The organism is Janthinobacterium breve, assembly GCF_051380895.1.
Classification (GTDB): Bacteria; Pseudomonadota; Gammaproteobacteria; order Burkholderiales; family Burkholderiaceae_D; genus Janthinobacterium.
Map to the genome: position 1 here is coordinate 26,067 of NZ_JBNYXY010000005.1, position 14,525 is coordinate 40,591.

At 63.1% G+C, this 14,525-nt stretch carries 13 protein-coding genes; 4 read left to right on the forward strand and 9 right to left on the reverse strand.

The window, feature by feature from the left end; all coding sequences use genetic code 11:
* Positions 1-31: 31 nt before the first annotated feature.
* From ACQ4W0_RS10450 to glpD, 7 genes are all read right to left on the reverse strand, one after another.
* Positions 32-1,759 carry an ABC transporter substrate-binding protein gene (locus ACQ4W0_RS10450; protein WP_436576668.1) on the reverse strand — a complete coding sequence of 576 codons (1,728 nt, stop codon included), beginning with the start codon at positions 1,757-1,759 and terminating at the stop codon, positions 32-34.
* A gap of 70 nt (positions 1,760-1,829) precedes the next feature.
* Complete coding sequence (locus tag ACQ4W0_RS10455) at positions 1,830-2,105, reverse strand: DUF2160 domain-containing protein (protein ID WP_436576986.1); 276 nt, start codon at positions 2,103-2,105, stop codon at positions 1,830-1,832.
* Positions 2,106-2,136: 31 nt separating this feature from the next.
* A complete protein-coding gene (locus ACQ4W0_RS10460) occupies positions 2,137-2,943 on the reverse strand; it encodes a carbohydrate ABC transporter permease (RefSeq protein WP_436576669.1) in 807 nt (268 codons plus the stop codon).
* Positions 2,940-3,824, reverse strand: a complete 885-nt coding sequence (locus ACQ4W0_RS10465) for a carbohydrate ABC transporter permease (RefSeq protein WP_034754965.1) — start codon at positions 3,822-3,824, stop codon at positions 2,940-2,942. Before ACQ4W0_RS10465 ends, ACQ4W0_RS10460 begins: the two co-directional genes overlap by 4 nt.
* Positions 3,824-4,915, reverse strand: coding sequence for an ABC transporter ATP-binding protein (locus ACQ4W0_RS10470; protein ID WP_436576670.1), 1,092 nt, complete (start codon positions 4,913-4,915; stop codon positions 3,824-3,826). The genes ACQ4W0_RS10465 and ACQ4W0_RS10470 overlap by 1 nt, the downstream gene beginning before the upstream one ends.
* 1 nt (position 4,916) lies before the next feature.
* Positions 4,917-6,011 carry an ABC transporter ATP-binding protein gene (locus ACQ4W0_RS10475; protein WP_436576671.1) on the reverse strand — a complete coding sequence of 365 codons (1,095 nt, stop codon included), beginning with the start codon at positions 6,009-6,011 and terminating at the stop codon, positions 4,917-4,919.
* A 74-nt stretch (positions 6,012-6,085) separates the two neighbouring features.
* A complete protein-coding gene (glpD, locus tag ACQ4W0_RS10480; protein ID WP_436576672.1) occupies positions 6,086-7,657 on the reverse strand; it encodes a glycerol-3-phosphate dehydrogenase in 1,572 nt (523 codons plus the stop codon).
* A 194-nt stretch (positions 7,658-7,851) separates the two neighbouring features.
* On the opposite strand from glpD, the gene ACQ4W0_RS10485 reads away from it, so the two are divergent.
* Entirely contained in the window at positions 7,852-8,613 is a 762-nt protein-coding gene (locus ACQ4W0_RS10485) for a DeoR/GlpR family DNA-binding transcription regulator (protein WP_426070386.1), read from the forward strand.
* 61 nt (positions 8,614-8,674) lie between these two features.
* Here the strand turns inward: ACQ4W0_RS10485 and ACQ4W0_RS10490 are convergent, their stop codons facing one another.
* Positions 8,675-9,679 carry a zinc-dependent alcohol dehydrogenase family protein gene (locus ACQ4W0_RS10490; protein ID WP_436576673.1) on the reverse strand — a complete coding sequence of 335 codons (1,005 nt, stop codon included), beginning with the start codon at positions 9,677-9,679 and terminating at the stop codon, positions 8,675-8,677.
* A gap of 124 nt (positions 9,680-9,803) precedes the next feature.
* Here ACQ4W0_RS10490 and ACQ4W0_RS10495 point away from each other — a divergent pair, with 124 nt between their 5' ends.
* The 3 genes from ACQ4W0_RS10495 to ACQ4W0_RS10505 all read left to right on the forward strand — a co-directional run bounded on the left by ACQ4W0_RS10495 (position 9,804) and on the right by ACQ4W0_RS10505 (position 12,505).
* Positions 9,804-10,685 carry a LysR family transcriptional regulator gene (locus ACQ4W0_RS10495; protein WP_436576674.1) on the forward strand — a complete coding sequence of 294 codons (882 nt, stop codon included), beginning with the start codon at positions 9,804-9,806 and terminating at the stop codon, positions 10,683-10,685.
* 322 nt (positions 10,686-11,007) lie between these two features.
* On the forward strand, positions 11,008-11,508 hold the full coding sequence (locus ACQ4W0_RS10500; protein WP_436576675.1) for a MarR family winged helix-turn-helix transcriptional regulator: 501 nt from the start codon (positions 11,008-11,010) through the stop codon (positions 11,506-11,508).
* A 79-nt stretch (positions 11,509-11,587) separates the two neighbouring features.
* Positions 11,588-12,505, forward strand: a complete 918-nt coding sequence (locus ACQ4W0_RS10505; RefSeq protein ID WP_436576676.1) for a pyridoxal-phosphate dependent enzyme — start codon at positions 11,588-11,590, stop codon at positions 12,503-12,505.
* A gap of 6 nt (positions 12,506-12,511) precedes the next feature.
* Here the strand turns inward: ACQ4W0_RS10505 and ACQ4W0_RS10510 are convergent, their stop codons facing one another.
* Complete coding sequence (locus ACQ4W0_RS10510; protein WP_436576677.1) at positions 12,512-14,512, reverse strand: diguanylate cyclase domain-containing protein; 2,001 nt, start codon at positions 14,510-14,512, stop codon at positions 12,512-12,514.
* Between the last annotated feature and the right edge of the window lie 13 nt (positions 14,513-14,525).

The window sequence follows — 14,525 nt, forward strand, 5'->3', positions numbered from 1 at the left end:
CCCGGGACAACGGCGGCAGAAGTTTACACGACTACCTTACCTTGCCTTCTTTCCACGCCTGCAATAATTTATCGTAGGCAATCGTTTCACCCTTCGGCTTTTCATTCGCCAGCTTTTTCCATGGGGCGTGCTGGTCCGACAGATACTGGTTCGGGTCGCCCTTGGGATTGAGCTTGGGTGCGCACGCCTTCATGCCCGCCCGCTGCAGGCGCGCCATGACCTGATCCATTTCCTCGGCCAGGTTATCCATGGCGGCCTGTGGCGTTTTTTCCGCCGTGATGGCCGTGGCCACGTTCTTCCACCACAGCTGCGCCAGCTTCGGATAGTCGGGCACGTTGTTGCCCGTCGGCGTCCACGCCACGCGGGCGGGGCTGCGGTAGAACTCGATCAAGCCGCCGTACTCGTTCGCGTGTTTCGTGAAGTAATCGTGGCGGATGTCGGAATCGCGGATGAAAGTCAGGCCGACAATCGATTTCTTCAACGACACGGTTTTCGAGGTGACGAATTGCGCGTACAGCCAGGCGGCGGCCTTGCGGTCGTCCGGCGTGGACTTGAACAGGAACCACGAACCCACGTCCTGATAGCCGTTCTGCATGCCCTCTTTCCAGTACGGGCCGTGCGGCGACGGCGCCATGCGCCATTTCGGCGTGCCGTCCTTGTTGACCACCGGCAATCCAGGCTTCGTCATTCCGGCCGTAAATGCCGTGTACCAGAAGATTTGCTGGGCAATTTCACCCTGCGCCGGCACGGGACCCGATTCCGAGAAATTCATGCCGTTTGCCTGCGGCGGCGCGTATTTCTTCATCCAGTCGATGTATTTCGTCAGCGCAAACACGGCCGCCGGCGAATTGGTGGCGCCGCCGCGCGACATCGATGCGCCCACGGGCGTGCACTTGTCGGCCGCCACCTTGATGCCCCATTCATCGACGGGCATGCCGTTCGGAATGCCCTTGTCGGCCGCGCCAGCCATCGACAGCCACGCATCGGTGAAGCGCCAGCCCAAGGACGGGTCTTTCTTGCCGTAATCCATGTGGCCATAGACTTTTTTGCCGTCCAGTTCCTTCACGTCATTCGTGAAGAAATCGGCGATGTCTTCATACGCGGACCAGTTTTGCGGCACGCCCAGTTCGTAGCCATACTTGGCCTTGAACTTGGCTTGCAAATCCTTGCGCGCGAACCAGTCGGCGCGGAACCAATACAGGTTGGCAAACTGCTGGTCGGGCAATTGATACACCTTGCCATCGGGCGCCGTGGTAAAGCTGATGCCGATGAAATCTTTCAGATCCAGGCCGGGATTCGTGAATTCCTTGCCCTTGCCAGCCATGTAGTCGGACAGGGGTTCAACGGCGCCATAGCGGTAATGCGTGCCGATCAGATCGGAATCGGAAATCCAGCCGTCATAGATGCTCTTGCCCGACTGCATGGACGTTTGCAGCTTTTCCACCACGTCGCCTTCCTGGATGATGTCGTGGCGCACCTTGATGCCCGTGATTTCCTCGAAGGCCTTGGCCAGGGTCTTCGATTCGTAGACGTGGGTGTCGATGGTTTCCGAGACCACGGAAATTTCCTTGATGCCCTTGGCTTTCAGCTTGGCCGCCGCATCGATGAACCATTTCATTTCAGCAAGCTGTTGCTGCTTGCTCAAGCTGGATGGCTGGAATTCCTTGTCGATCCAGGTTTGCGCCTGCTTGGCGTCGGCCAGGACCGCATTCGACACGAGCATGGCCGCAGCCGCGAAGACCGTGAACTTCAATTTCATCGTGAATCTCCTTATAGTTTTTACCGTCCGCCTGCTGGCGGTACGGCCTCCATCAACACCGGCAAGCCGGTTATCCCCACCGCATGACAATCAACAACAAGACAAAACTGATGGCAGCGCCTATCGCCTGCTGCATTTCCGTGAACCCCGCCCAGGCCAGGTTGACATACGCAGCCAGCAAGAGGCCGATGAACAGACGGTCGCCACGCGTCGTCGGCATGGGCAAAAAACCCTTGCGCTCGATGCTGGGCGAACGGATTTGCCAGACCGTCATGCCAGCCAGCATCAAGCCTATGCAAATGAAAAAGATGGCCACTTCCGGCGTCCACGCCATCCAGCCGAACAGGCTGGTTGTGCTATCACTCGTATTTTCCATGTCACACCCTCCCCATCGCGAAACCCTTGGCGATGTAATGCCGCACGAACCAGATCACCAGCGCGCCGGGCACGATGGTCAGCACGCCAGCGGCCGCCAGCACGCCCCAGTCCATGCCGGCCGCCGACACGGTGCGCGTCATGGTGGCGGCAATCGGTTTGGCATTGACGGAAGTCAAGGTGCGCGCCAACAGCAATTCCACCCAGCTGAACATGAAGCAAAAGAAAGCTGTCACGCCCACGCCGGACTTGATCATCGGCAAGAAGATGCGGATGAAGAAGCGGGGAAAGCTGTAGCCGTCGATATACGCCGTTTCATCGATTTCCTTGGGCACGCCGGACATGAAGCCTTCCAGTATCCACACGGCCAGCGGCACGTTGAAGACCATGTGCGCCAGCGCCACGGCCAGATGCGTATCCATCAGGCCCACCGTCGAATACAGCTGGAAGAAAGGCACGAGGAAGACGGCGGGCGGCGTCATGCGGTTGGTCAACAGCCAGAAGAACAGATGCTTGTCGCCCACGAAGTTGTAGCGCGAAAAGGCATACGCGGCCGGCAAGGCGACGGTGACCGACATCACCATGTTCAAGGCCACGTAAATCATGGAATTGATGTAGCCGCTGTACCAGGACGGGTCCGTAAAGATCGTGTGGTAGTTGGCGAACGTCAGTTGCCGGGGCCACAGGCTCAGCACGCCGACGATTTCCTCGTTGGTCTTGAGCGACATGTTGAGCATCCAGTAGATGGGCAACAGGGACGCCAGCAAAAAGACGACGAGGATGGCACTGCTCATTTTCTTGTGCATCATTTCTGGTCTCCCGTGCCGACGCGCTGCATCCACGTGTACAGCACAAAGCAGAACAGCAGGATGATCAGGAAATAAATCAGGGAAAACGCGGAAGCCGGTCCCAGGTCGAACTGGCCCACGGCCTTTTGCGTCAGGTATTGCGACAGAAAGGTGGTGGCATTGCCCGGGCCGCCACCCGTCAGCACGAACGGTTCCGTGTAGATCATGAAACTGTCCATGAAGCGCAGCAAGACGGCGATCATCAGCACATTGCGCAGTTTCGGCAGCTGGATGTAGCGGAACACGGCCAGGCGCGAAGCGCCGTCGATACGGGCCGCCTGGTAATACGCGTCGGGAATGGCGCGCAAGCCCGCATAGCACAGCAGCACGACCAATGGCGTCCAGTGCCAGATATCCATCACCATCACCGTCAGCCAGGCGTCGAGCGAATTGCCGTTGTAGTTGTAATCAAAACCCAATTGATTCAGGGTGTAGCCCATCAGGCCGATGTCGCCGCGGCCAAAGATTTGCCAGATGGTGCCCACCACGTTCCAGGGAATCAGCAGGGGCAGCGCGATCAGCACCAGCGCCAGCGACGCCTTCCAGCCATCGGCCGGCATGCACAGGGCGATCAAAATGCCGAGCGGAATCTGGATCGCCAGCACGGAACCGGAAAACAGCAGCTGGCGCAGCAAGGCACTGTGCAAGTCGCCGTCGAGCATGACCATGCGGAACCACTCGGTGCCCACAAACACCTTCTGCGTGGGGCTCAGGATATCCTGCACGGAATAGTTCACCACTGTCATCAGGGGCAGGATGGCGGAAAAGGCCACGCACAGCAGCACGGGCAGGATCAGTAGCCAGGCGCGGCGGTTGTTATCGGTTTTACCGTTATGTATCATCAGGCCACCCGCTTATCGTTGACATAGAACAAGGTACGTTGCGGTGGAAAGCGCAGCCGCACAGTCTCTCCCGCCACCGCATCGATGGCGCGCAGCCTGGCCGCCACCGTGGCGCCGCCCAGCTGGAATTCCGCCAGGTAATGCGTGCCCATGTTGCGTACGGCAGTCACCGTGGCGTCCAGGCAATGGTCACCGCTCGTGCCCGTCTTCAGACATTCGACGAATTCCGGCCGCACGCCCAAGGTGATTTTGCCTTGCGCCCCTAGCAGCGCCGCGCGCGCCGCAGCGGACACGGCCAGTGCCTGTCCCGCCACCCTCGCCCCGCCATCGTCCAAGGTGCAATCGAGCAAGTTCATGCCCGGATTGCCGATGAAATAGCCGACAAACGTGTGTTCCGGCTCCTCGAACAGCGCTTGCGCGCTGCCCGTCTGCACCACTTCGCCCTGCGTCATGACCACCACCTGGTCGGCAAAGGTCAAGGCTTCCACCTGGTCGTGCGTGACGTAGATCAACGATAACTTCAGTTCGTGGTGGATTTCCTTGAGTTTTCTACGCAACAGCCATTTCAGGTGCGGATCGATCACCGTCAGCGGCTCGTCGAACAGCACGGCCGCCACGTCGGGGCGCACGAGACCCCGGCCCAGCGAAATCTTTTGCTTGGCGTCCACGGACAAGCCGCTGGCGCGCAATTTCAAGTCGCCCGTCAACTCCAGCATCTGCGCCACCTGCTGCACGCGCTTTTTCACCTCGATCTCTTTCCAGCCGCGATTGCGCAGCGGAAACGCCAAGTTGTCGTGCACGGTCATGGTGTCGTAGATGACGGGAAACTGGAACACTTGCGCGATATTGCGCGCTTCCGTGGGCAACTGCGTGACATCCTTGCCGTCGAACAGCACCTTGCCATGCGACGGTTTGACGAGGCCGGAGATAATATTGAGCAAGGTCGTCTTGCCGCAGCCGGACGGCCCCAGCAAGGCGTACGCGCCGCCGTCATGCCACGCCATGCTCATGGGCCGCAGCGCATAGTCGGCGGGTGCCGTCGGGTTCGGTTTATAGGCATGGGCAAGGTCGACCAGTTCGATGCGCGCCATGTCACACTCCTCCTTGCACAGGGGCGAACAGCAGGCCGCCGTCATCCGCAAAGATCAGCAAGGCATGCGGCTGGCAATACACGGTGCAGGCGCTGCCGATCTCCAGGTTGTGCACGCCACCGAGCTGCGCCACCAGGGCCAGGTCGCCGCGACGCGCATGCACATAGGTTTCCGAGCCGCTGATTTCCGCCAGGTCCACCTGCGCCGCGATGGCCACGTCGCCATCGGACTGGGGCGACAGATGCAGGCTGTGGGCGCGCACGCCGAGGATCACCCTCGTGCTGTCGCCCAGGCGGACGCGCTGCTCGCCACTCAGGTGGATGGACAGGCCGTCCGCCGCCTGCGCCACGCCCTGCGCATCCACGCGCGCGGGAATCAGGTTGATGGGCGGGTCGCTGAAGGTGCGCGCCACGGCGATGGAATTGGGCGCGTTGAAGACATCGAGTGTCGGTCCCTGCTGCAACAAGCGTCCCTCGTGTAGCACGGCCACGTGACCGCCCAGTTGCAGCGCTTCCAGCGGTTCCGTAGTGGCATACACGACCGTCGTGCTGCCGCTGGAAAACAGTTCCGTCAATTCGCGACGCAGTTCCTCGCGCAGTTTGTAGTCGAGATTGATGAGCGGCTCGTCGAGCAGCAACAGCGAGGCATCCTTGATCAGCGCGCGCCCCAGCGCCGTGCGCTGCTGCTGGCCGCCCGACAGTTCCCCGGGCGTGCGCTGCAGATACGGCGTGATATGCAGGCGCTCGGCCAGCGCCAGCACTTTGGCCCGTATCTGTTCCTCGGGCACCTTGCGCAAGCGCAAGGGCGAGGCGATATTGTCGTAGACGGTGAAGGCCGGATAGTTGATGAATTGCTGGTACACCATGGCCAGGTTGCGGCGGCTGACGGGCACGCCCGTCACGTCCACGCCATCGGCCGTGACGGTGCCCCCGCTGGGCTTGTCCAGGCCCGCCATCACGCGCATCAGGGTCGTCTTGCCGGCACGCGTGGTGCCCAGCAAGACGTTGATGGCGCCCGGCACCAGCGCCAGCGACATCGGATATAAAAAGTCGTCAGCCCCCTGCTTCCTGCTGATCTTGTCCAGTACCAGTTGCACGCGCTTCTCCTCCAGTGATGGTTTCTTATTCTTCGCCGCGCCCTCTGCGGGGCGCGGTCGCCAGCGTGTGCTTCCTACGGCGACACGGGATGCTGCAACAGCCAGGCATCGAGCCTGCCCGCCGTCTCGCGCGGCAGGTGCAGGCCCAGCTTGGAGCGCCGCCACAGGATGTCGGCTGCGCTGACGGCCCACTCATGGCGCCGCAAATAGTCGACTTCCGCCGCGTACAGGCCGGCGGCGATTTCCTCGCCCATGGCCGCCACGTCCCGGCGTCCATCGAGCAGCACATGGATGCGCGTACCGTAGGCGCGCGCATAGCGCGCCACCAGCGCCGCCGGCAGCCACGCGTACTCGCGCTGCAAGCCTTGCACGAACTGGCCGAATTCGCGCACTGACCTGTTCTGCGGCGTGCTGCCGAACAGGTCGCCGCCGGGCAGGCAGGCCTTGGCCGTCCAGGCTGGCCGCGTGTTGCCCAGCAAGGGCGCCAGCAAATCGAGCGCTTCCTCGGCCAGCTTGCGGAATGTGGTGATCTTGCCGCCGAAAACGCTGAGCAACGGCGCCCCTTCCTGGTCCAGCTCGAAGCGGTAATCGCGCGTGACGGCCTTGGCGTCGGCGGACGCGTCTTCCACCAACGGGCGCACGCCCGCATACGTCCAGACCACGTCAGCAGGATTGATGGGCTTGCTGAAATAGTAACTTGAAAGCTCGCACAAGTAACGAATTTCCTCGTCATCGATTTCCACCTTGCCGCGGTCGCCGTGGTAGTCGAGGTCGGTGGTGCCGATCAGCGTGAAATCGTGCTCATACGGAATGGCAAACACGATGCGTCCGTCCGGATGCTGGAAGATATAGGCATGATCATGCGCGAACAGACGCTTGACGACGATATGGCTGCCCTTGATCAGGCGCAAATGCCGGCCCTGTCCGCCGGGCGCCGCCTGTTGCAGGAATTCGGCCGTCCAAGGCCCGGCCGCATTGACGACGCTGCGCGCGCGCACCATCGTCTGCCTGCCGCTGGCGTGCTGCAAGGTGGCCAGCCAGGAATCGTCCTCCCCCTCGCCCTGGCGCACGAGCGCCGCGCAGCGCGTCTGCGTCAGTACGTGCGCGCCCTTGTCCGCCGCGTCGATGGCATTGAGCACCACCAGGCGCGCATCGTCGACCCAGCCATCGGAATACACGAAGCCGCGCTTGAACCGGGGTTGTAACGGTTCTCCCGCCGCGTGGCGCGTCAGATCGATGCCGTGCGAGGCTGGCAGGATTTCCCGCTTCGCCAGCATGTCGTAGAGGAACAGGCCGGCGCGTATCAGCCAGGCCGGACGCTGGCCCTGCGCATGCGGCATGACAAAGCGCAGCGGCCACATGATGTGCGGCGCCGAGCGTAGCAGCACTTCGCGCTCGATCAGCGCCTTGCGCACGAGGCCGAATTCATAGTATTCGAGGTAGCGCAGGCCGCCGTGTATCAGCTTGGTGGACGCCGACGAGGTGTGGGCCGCCAGGTCGTCCTTTTCGCACAGCACCACGGACAAGCCCCGCCCTGCCGCGTCGCGCGCGATGCCGGCGCCATTGATGCCGCCGCCTACCACCAGCAGGTCGCATTCCATTGCAGACTCCGGCACTGCGTCGATACCCTGCTGTATTGAGGCCATCGGGACTCCATCGTTATCAAGGACAGGCGGTCAAGAAAGACTAGGCACACCCGGCGACTGTGGTTAAGATCAATACGGATGTCATACGAATGCAATATGGATAAGATTACGCCATAAATCGAACTCATAGCAACATGTTTTCACCCGCATTTGTTCGATTTTGTTCGTTTGTGGAATTTTAAAGAGACACGCCCATGAATTTGAATCCCCGCCAGCGCCGCTTGCTTGAAGTGGTGCGCCAGAAAGTCACCATGTCGGTCGAGGAATTGGCCCAGCAGCTCGACGTCACGCCGCAAACCGTGCGGCGCGACGTCAAGCAGATGGAAGAAGCGCGCTTGCTGGCCCGCTATCACGGCGGCGTGGGCTTGCCCTCGTCCGTGGAAAACATCGATTACAACCAGCGCCAGGTATTCAACAGCGAAGCCAAGCGGCGCATCGCCACCGCCGTGGCGGCGCAAGTGCCGCATGGCTGTTCGCTCCTGATCAATATCGGCACCACCACCGAGGAAGTGGCGCGCGCGCTGGGACAGCACACGGGCTTGCACGTAGTGACGAACAACCTGAACGTGGCCGCCATCCTGGCCGACAACGCCGCCTGCGAAGTCATCGTGGCCGGCGGCGTGGTGCGCGGGCGCGACCGCGGCATCGTGGGCGAAGCGACCATCGACTTCATCCGCCAGTTCAAGGTCGATATCGGCATCATCGGCATTTCCAGCATCGACGAAGACGGCAGCTTGCGCGACTTCGATGCGCGCGAAGTGAAAGTGGCGCAAGCCATCATCGAGCAGTCGCGCGAAGTGTGGCTGGTAGCCGACCAGCATAAATTCGGCCGCAAGGCGCTGGTGCGCCTGGCCGACCTGGCGCAAGTCGACATCCTGTTTACCGACGCGCCGCCGCCGGCCCGCTTTGCCGAAGTATTGCGCGAAGCGGGCGTGAAGGTGGTAGTGGCCGCCTGACGCCGAGCATCCCACGGCTGGTGGCGGGCGCCATCGCCGGGCAAGACAGGGCGTCCCCAGCTCAGTGCGCGATGGCAAGCTTGCCGAAGTGGCGCCCGCCGGCAGCCAGTTGCGCATACGCTTCGGCAGTGTCGTCGATGCCGAACACGCGGTCGATGACGGGCACGATGCCATGCGCTGCGATGGCCTGGGCCGCCTGCGCCAGATCGGCCACGGAACCGGTGTTGTTGCCGACGATGCGCAAGGCCTTGACGATGACTGGCAACAAGTCGATGCTGGCGGCCGTGCCGCCGACAAAGCCCACCGTGAAGACCGTGCCGCCCACCGCCGCCGCATTGAGCGAGCGCACGATGGTGGCGCCGCCCACCGTCTCGACCACCAGGTCGGCGCCCCGCCCTCCGGTCAGTTTCAGCACTTCCGCATCCCAGGCGGGCGTGGCCCGGTAGTTGATCAGGTGATCGGCGCCCAACTGGCGCGCCCGTTCCAGCTTTTCATCGCTGGACGACGCCAGGATCACCGTGGCGCCCGACGCCTTGGCGAACTGCAAGGCAAAGAGGCTGACGCCGCCCGTTCCCAACAACAACACCACCGATCCGGGGCGCACTGGCGCCGAACGCACGGCGTTCCAGGCCGTCGTCGCCGCGATGGGCAGCGCCGCGCCCTGGACAAAATCCAGGTGGGCCGGCAAGGCGACCAGGCTGGCAGCGGGGACGGCCACGTATTCGGCCAGCGAGCCCGGCAAGGTGACGCCGCGCATCGCGCCCACGTTGTGCGACGTGATGGCGCCGCCCTGCCAGTGCGGCATGAAATGGGGAATGACGCGGTCGCCGACGGCCAGGCCGCTGACGCCCTCGCCCAGCGCCGCCACTTCACCCGCACCGTCGGCGACGGGGATCAGCGGAAAGGCTGCGCCGGCAAAATTGCCCGTCGCAATGGCCACGTCCAGGAAGTTCAGCGTGGCGGCGCGCAGGCGCAGCAGCACCTCGCCCCGGCCGGCCTGCGGCTGGGGCAGCTCGGTCGGGCGAAACGCGGTGAGGGAAGGAGCGCTCAGTTGTATGGCTTTCATGGTCTGTTCTCGGGCGATGTGTGTCAGGGTGGCCGCACACTGGCGGGAAAAACATCAGTGTCATTTAAAATCATTAATAGATAAACTATGACTTGATTCAATGATTTGACACTGAGGATTGCCAATGGATTTGCTCGACAGCATGAAAGTGTACGTATTGGCCGTTGAGAAAGGCAGTCTGAGCGCTGCCGCGGCAGCCTGCGGGATCTCCGCGACGATGGCCGGCAACCACCTGCGGACGCTGGAAAAACGCCTGGGCATGCAACTGCTCCAGCGCACCACCCGGCGCCAGCACCTGACCGCCTTCGGCGAGGATTACTATGCGCGCTGCAAGGAAATCCTCAGGCTGGTGGCCGAAACCGATGTCCAGGCGCAAAACCTGCAACTGGCGCCCGCCGGCAAATTGCGCATCACGGCGCCCCTCACCTTCGGCGCGGAAGCGCTGATGCCCGCCATGGCCGTGTACCTGGAGCGCTATCCCGAGGTGAGCATCGATGTGGCCCTGAGCGACCGCGTGGTCGATCTGGTGGAGGAAGGCTTCGAGGCCGCCATCCGTATCGGCCAGCTGCCCGATTCATCGCTGATCGCCAGGCCGCTGGCGCCCTACCGGCTGATGATCTGCGCCTCGCCAGACTACCTGGCGCGCAAGGGAACGCCGCGCCAGCCGGCCGACCTGAGCCAGCACGAATGCCTGTCCTTTTCGCCCGCCGCCCTGGCGCACTGGCGCCTGACGGGCCACCAGGACGATGTATGCAGCGTACCCGTCTCGGGCCGCCTGCAAGTCAACCACGGCCAGGCGCTGCGTGTTGCCGCATTGCATGGCATGGGCATCGTGCTGCAACCGACCTTCCTGCTGGAAACGGACGTGCGGGCGGGTCGCCTGGTCCAGCTGTTTCCCACGCATGCGCTGCCCAGCCGTCCCTTGAGCGTGGTCTTCCTGCCGGACCGCTACCGCTCGCCCAAGTTGCGCAGCTTTGTCGATTTTCTGGTGGAACGGTTCAGCTGAATGGCAGCAGTAACAAGCCGCTGTCATTCGACATCCATTGCAGTTGAAATATTTATCAATTCGGCAAAAAATCATGTTACCATTGATGCAACATGAGTTATTTTTTTAATCTTCCTCTCCGTCAATACGATTATTTGCTTGATATTGATTTTTATCTATCCAGAGCAAGAAAAAAAGGAAAAACTCTTTGTCGGTCAGGGATTTCCTGTGAAAACAGTGTTAGAACTACCTCAAGCACGATGATTGTTCCCAAACAAACCACTCGACAGCAAGCGTGAAGGCCATAACCATGCCGGCAACGCCGCCCAGTGAAGGAAAAAAAATGAGCCATAATTTTGAAACGGCTGCCACGCAAGCCGGCCATCCCAACAGCGTTCCCGTCAGCGAGCTGGAAGCCCATCTCGGCTACTGGCTGCGTTTCGTGTCCAACCACGTTTCCCACAGCTTCCAGAAAAAAGCCGAGGCCAACGGCGTGACGGTGTCCGAATGGGTGGTGCTGCGCGAAATGTTCCGCCTGGGCTGCACCTCGCCCACGGTGCTGGCGCAAGTATCGGGCATGAGCAAGGGCGCCGTATCGAAGCTGATCGACCGCCTGGAAAGCAAGGGCATGGTCAGCAAGTCGATCCTGCTGGCCGACCGCCGCCAGCACTCGATCGAACTGACCACGGAAGGCGAAGCGCTGGTACCCGTACTGGCCGGGATGGCCGACCAGAACGACGAGGAATTCTTCGGCAAGCTGCCACGCCAGTTGCGCGACGACCTGCTCGAAGCGATGAAGGAAGTGGCGCGCACGCATCAGCTCAAAAGTGCGCCCTTGAATTAAGGCAGCTTGCGGCAAGGGTGAGACGGTGGCACGGGCGCTTCGGCTATGATGCAGGCCTGACCGTCTACCAGGAACACGCATGGCCCTGCACATCGAAACCCCTCTGCTCAACTCGCGCGCCCTGAGCCTGCACAGCGACCGCGCCATCTGGCTCAAGCTCGAAGCCTTGCAGCCGCCCGGCTCCTTCAAGATCCGCGGCATCGGCCTCGCCTGCGAAGAATACGCGCGGCGCGGCGCCAGCCGTTTCATCTCTTCTTCCGGCGGCAATGCCGGCATCGCCGTGGCCTACGCGGGACGCCAGTTGGGCATTCCCGTCATCGTCGTGGTGCCGGAAACGACCAGCGCGCGGGCCAGGGCCCTGATCGCGCAGGAAGGCGCCGAAGTCATCGTGCACGGCGCCGCCTGGCAAGAAGCCAACGCGCTGGCGCAATCCATGCTCACGCCGCAAGACGCTTTCCTGCATCCCTTCGACGACCCGCTGCTGTGGCAGGGCCATGCCGGCATGATCGATGAAGTGGCGAGCGCGGGGCTGAAACCGGACGCGGTGGTGCTATCGGTGGGCGGCGGCGGCCTGCTGGCCGGCGTGGCCGAAGGCTTGCAGCGCAATGGCTGGGACGACGTGGCCCTGGTGGCCGTGGAAACCGAAGGCGCGGCCTCGCTGGCCGCCGCCGTGGCCGCGCGCGAACACGTGGCCCTGCCCGCCGTGAGCAGCATCGCCACCTCGCTGGCCGCGCGCCAGGTGTGCGCGCAAGCCTACGCCATCAGCCAGACGCGCCTGCTGCACAGCGTGGTGGTCTCGGACCGGGCCGCCGTCGATGCCTGCCAGCGTTTCATTACCGACCAGCGCCTGGTGGTGGAACCGGCCTGCGGCGCGGCGCTGGCGGCCGTCTACGGCAAGGCGCCGGAACTGGCGCCCTACCGCAATGTGCTGCTCATCGTCTGCGGCGGCGTGACGGCCACCGCACAGCAGCTCGACCACTGGAGCGCCACCCTGTAACTCCGGCTACGCCGCCGCCTCGAGCAGCGCCACGCCATCTCGGCCCTGGCCCTTGGCGGCATACAGGGCCTGGTCCGCCAGGTCCAGCAATTGCGCCGGTGTCAGCGCGCCTTCGCGGAAGATGGCGATGCCGATGCTGGTCGTCACCGGCAGCGGACCGCTGGCCAGGTCGAAAGGCTGGCGGATGGCGTCGATGATCTTCGCGCCGATCTGGCGCACTTCGGCCGCGCTGTTCACGCCTTCGAAAATGATCACGAATTCATCGCCGGCCAGGCGCGCCACCAGGTCGCTGGCGCGCACGCTACGCACCAGGCGCGCGGCGAATTCCTTCAGCACTTCATCGCCGGCATGGTGGCCCAGGCTGTCGTTGATGGCCTTGAAGCGGTCGATATCAAGATAGGCCAGCGCCATCGGCGCGCGCGCGGCGCGCGTGCGCTGCATGCTTTGCGCCATCTGTTCGTCGAAGCGGCGGCGGTTGGCGATGCCCGTCAGCGTGTCGGTGGCGGCGGCAAACTGCAGCGCCGTATGCACCGCCTTGGTCTTGGTGATTTCGTGGATCAGGCCATACACGCCTTCCACCGTGCCGCTCGCGCCCACATCGGGCACGTAGCTGGTCTGGAAGGCGCGCAGGCCCGCCTCCCCCCCGCCGTCGATGGTGAATTCATATTCGACCTCCTCGCCCGCGAAGGCGCGCTGCAGGTAGGCTTCGCGCAATTGATACGCTTCTTCGCCCAGCACGTCGCGGATCGACTGCATCATGCTTTCCTTGCGCGACCGGCCGAACCATTTTTCAAACGTGGCGTTGATGAACTGGTAGCGGTGCTCGCGGTCGATGTAGACGATCACCACGGGCACATGGTCCGTCAGCAACTTCAGGCGCCGCTCGCTGTCGCGCGTCTGCGCCTCGGCGATTTCGCGCTCGGCCACCAGCGAGTAAAAATCGCGGCTCAAGTCGCCGATCTCGTCGCGCCGCTCGATTTGCAGCGCCTCGATGCCCAGGCGCTGGCGGCGGATCTGGTGCACCTGGCGGCGCAGACGCTCCAGTGGCTGCAGCAGGCGCAGCACCACGCGCCAGCCGGCCAGCCCTGCCAGCGCCGCCAGCAGCACGGCGGCCAGCAGGATCTTGCTGCGAATGGCGTGCAGCGGCGCGAACGCGTCACTCATGGGATACACGGACGCCAGTATCCAGCCCGTCGAGGCAATACGGTGGTAAGCGAACAAGGCATCGACACCTTGCGTGGTGGTGCCCGTCAGCCAGCCATCGAAGCCCTGCATGGCGCGCCGCGTCGGTTCGCTGACGGGGCCATGCGCGTCGATATGCTGCATGATGCGCGACTTGTCGGGATGCTCGACGATGACGCCGTCGCTGGTCATGATGTACAAGTAGCCGCCCGTGCCCGGCTTGAGCGCGCCGAGGCGGCCCAGAAAATCGGGCTGGCGCAGGTTCACGCTGGCCGCCAGCACATAGCGCACGGCGCCCTGCGCATCGAACACGGGTTGCGTCACCACCACCAGGGGCATGCCGGAAATGCTGCCGTTGAGCGGCGCGGAAATCACCGGGCGCCGGGTCGCCAGCGTCTGTTCGAAATAGGCACGGCCCTTCAGGTTCAGCCCCGCCTGCGGCTTGAAGGGACTCACGCTGGCCAGGACGACGCCATCGACACCGACCACGCCGGCCGTATAAAATTCCTTGCCCAGCACCGTTTGCGCGGCCAGGAAGCGCTGCAGGCTGGCGCCATCGTGCGCGCCGCTGGCCGCCAGGCTGTCTGCCATCGCGCGCAGCACGTTGCGCTTCGCGTCAAGTTCTTCATCGATGAAGACGGCGGCGCTGGCCAGCGATACGTATTGCTGGCGCCCCGTCACATCGCGCATGCCGCGTTCGGCCACGCTCAGGGTGGCAAGCGCCAGCGAGGCCACTGCGGCCAGCACGAGTAGGAAGACAACCACGCTCATGCGCGCCTTCAGGCTGGCCGGCAGGCGCCGGCGCAGCAGTTTGCGCAATCTCATACGCATCGCCACC

Bases quoted from the DNA above. Each gene is read 5' to 3' on its own strand.
- ACQ4W0_RS10450 (WP_436576668.1), bottom strand. From the start codon at position 1,759: ATGAAATTGAAGTTCACGGTCTTCGCGGCTGCGGCCATGCTCGTGTCG.
- ACQ4W0_RS10460 (WP_436576669.1), bottom strand. From the start codon at position 2,943: ATGATGCACAAGAAAATGAGCAGTGCCATCCTCGTCGTCTTTTTGCTG.
- ACQ4W0_RS10465 (WP_034754965.1), bottom strand. From the start codon at position 3,824: ATGATACATAACGGTAAAACCGATAACAACCGCCGCGCCTGGCTACTG.
- ACQ4W0_RS10470 (WP_436576670.1), bottom strand. From the start codon at position 4,915: ATGGCGCGCATCGAACTGGTCGACCTTGCCCATGCCTATAAACCGAAC.
- glpD (WP_436576672.1), bottom strand. From the start codon at position 7,657: ATGGCCTCAATACAGCAGGGTATCGACGCAGTGCCGGAGTCTGCAATG.
- ACQ4W0_RS10485 (WP_426070386.1), top strand. From the start codon at position 7,852: ATGAATTTGAATCCCCGCCAGCGCCGCTTGCTTGAAGTGGTGCGCCAG.
- ACQ4W0_RS10490 (WP_436576673.1), bottom strand. From the start codon at position 9,679: ATGAAAGCCATACAACTGAGCGCTCCTTCCCTCACCGCGTTTCGCCCG.
- ACQ4W0_RS10495 (WP_436576674.1), top strand. From the start codon at position 9,804: ATGGATTTGCTCGACAGCATGAAAGTGTACGTATTGGCCGTTGAGAAA.
- ACQ4W0_RS10500 (WP_436576675.1), top strand. From the start codon at position 11,008: ATGAGCCATAATTTTGAAACGGCTGCCACGCAAGCCGGCCATCCCAAC.
- ACQ4W0_RS10505 (WP_436576676.1), top strand. From the start codon at position 11,588: ATGGCCCTGCACATCGAAACCCCTCTGCTCAACTCGCGCGCCCTGAGC.
- ACQ4W0_RS10510 (WP_436576677.1), bottom strand. From the start codon at position 14,512: ATGAGATTGCGCAAACTGCTGCGCCGGCGCCTGCCGGCCAGCCTGAAG.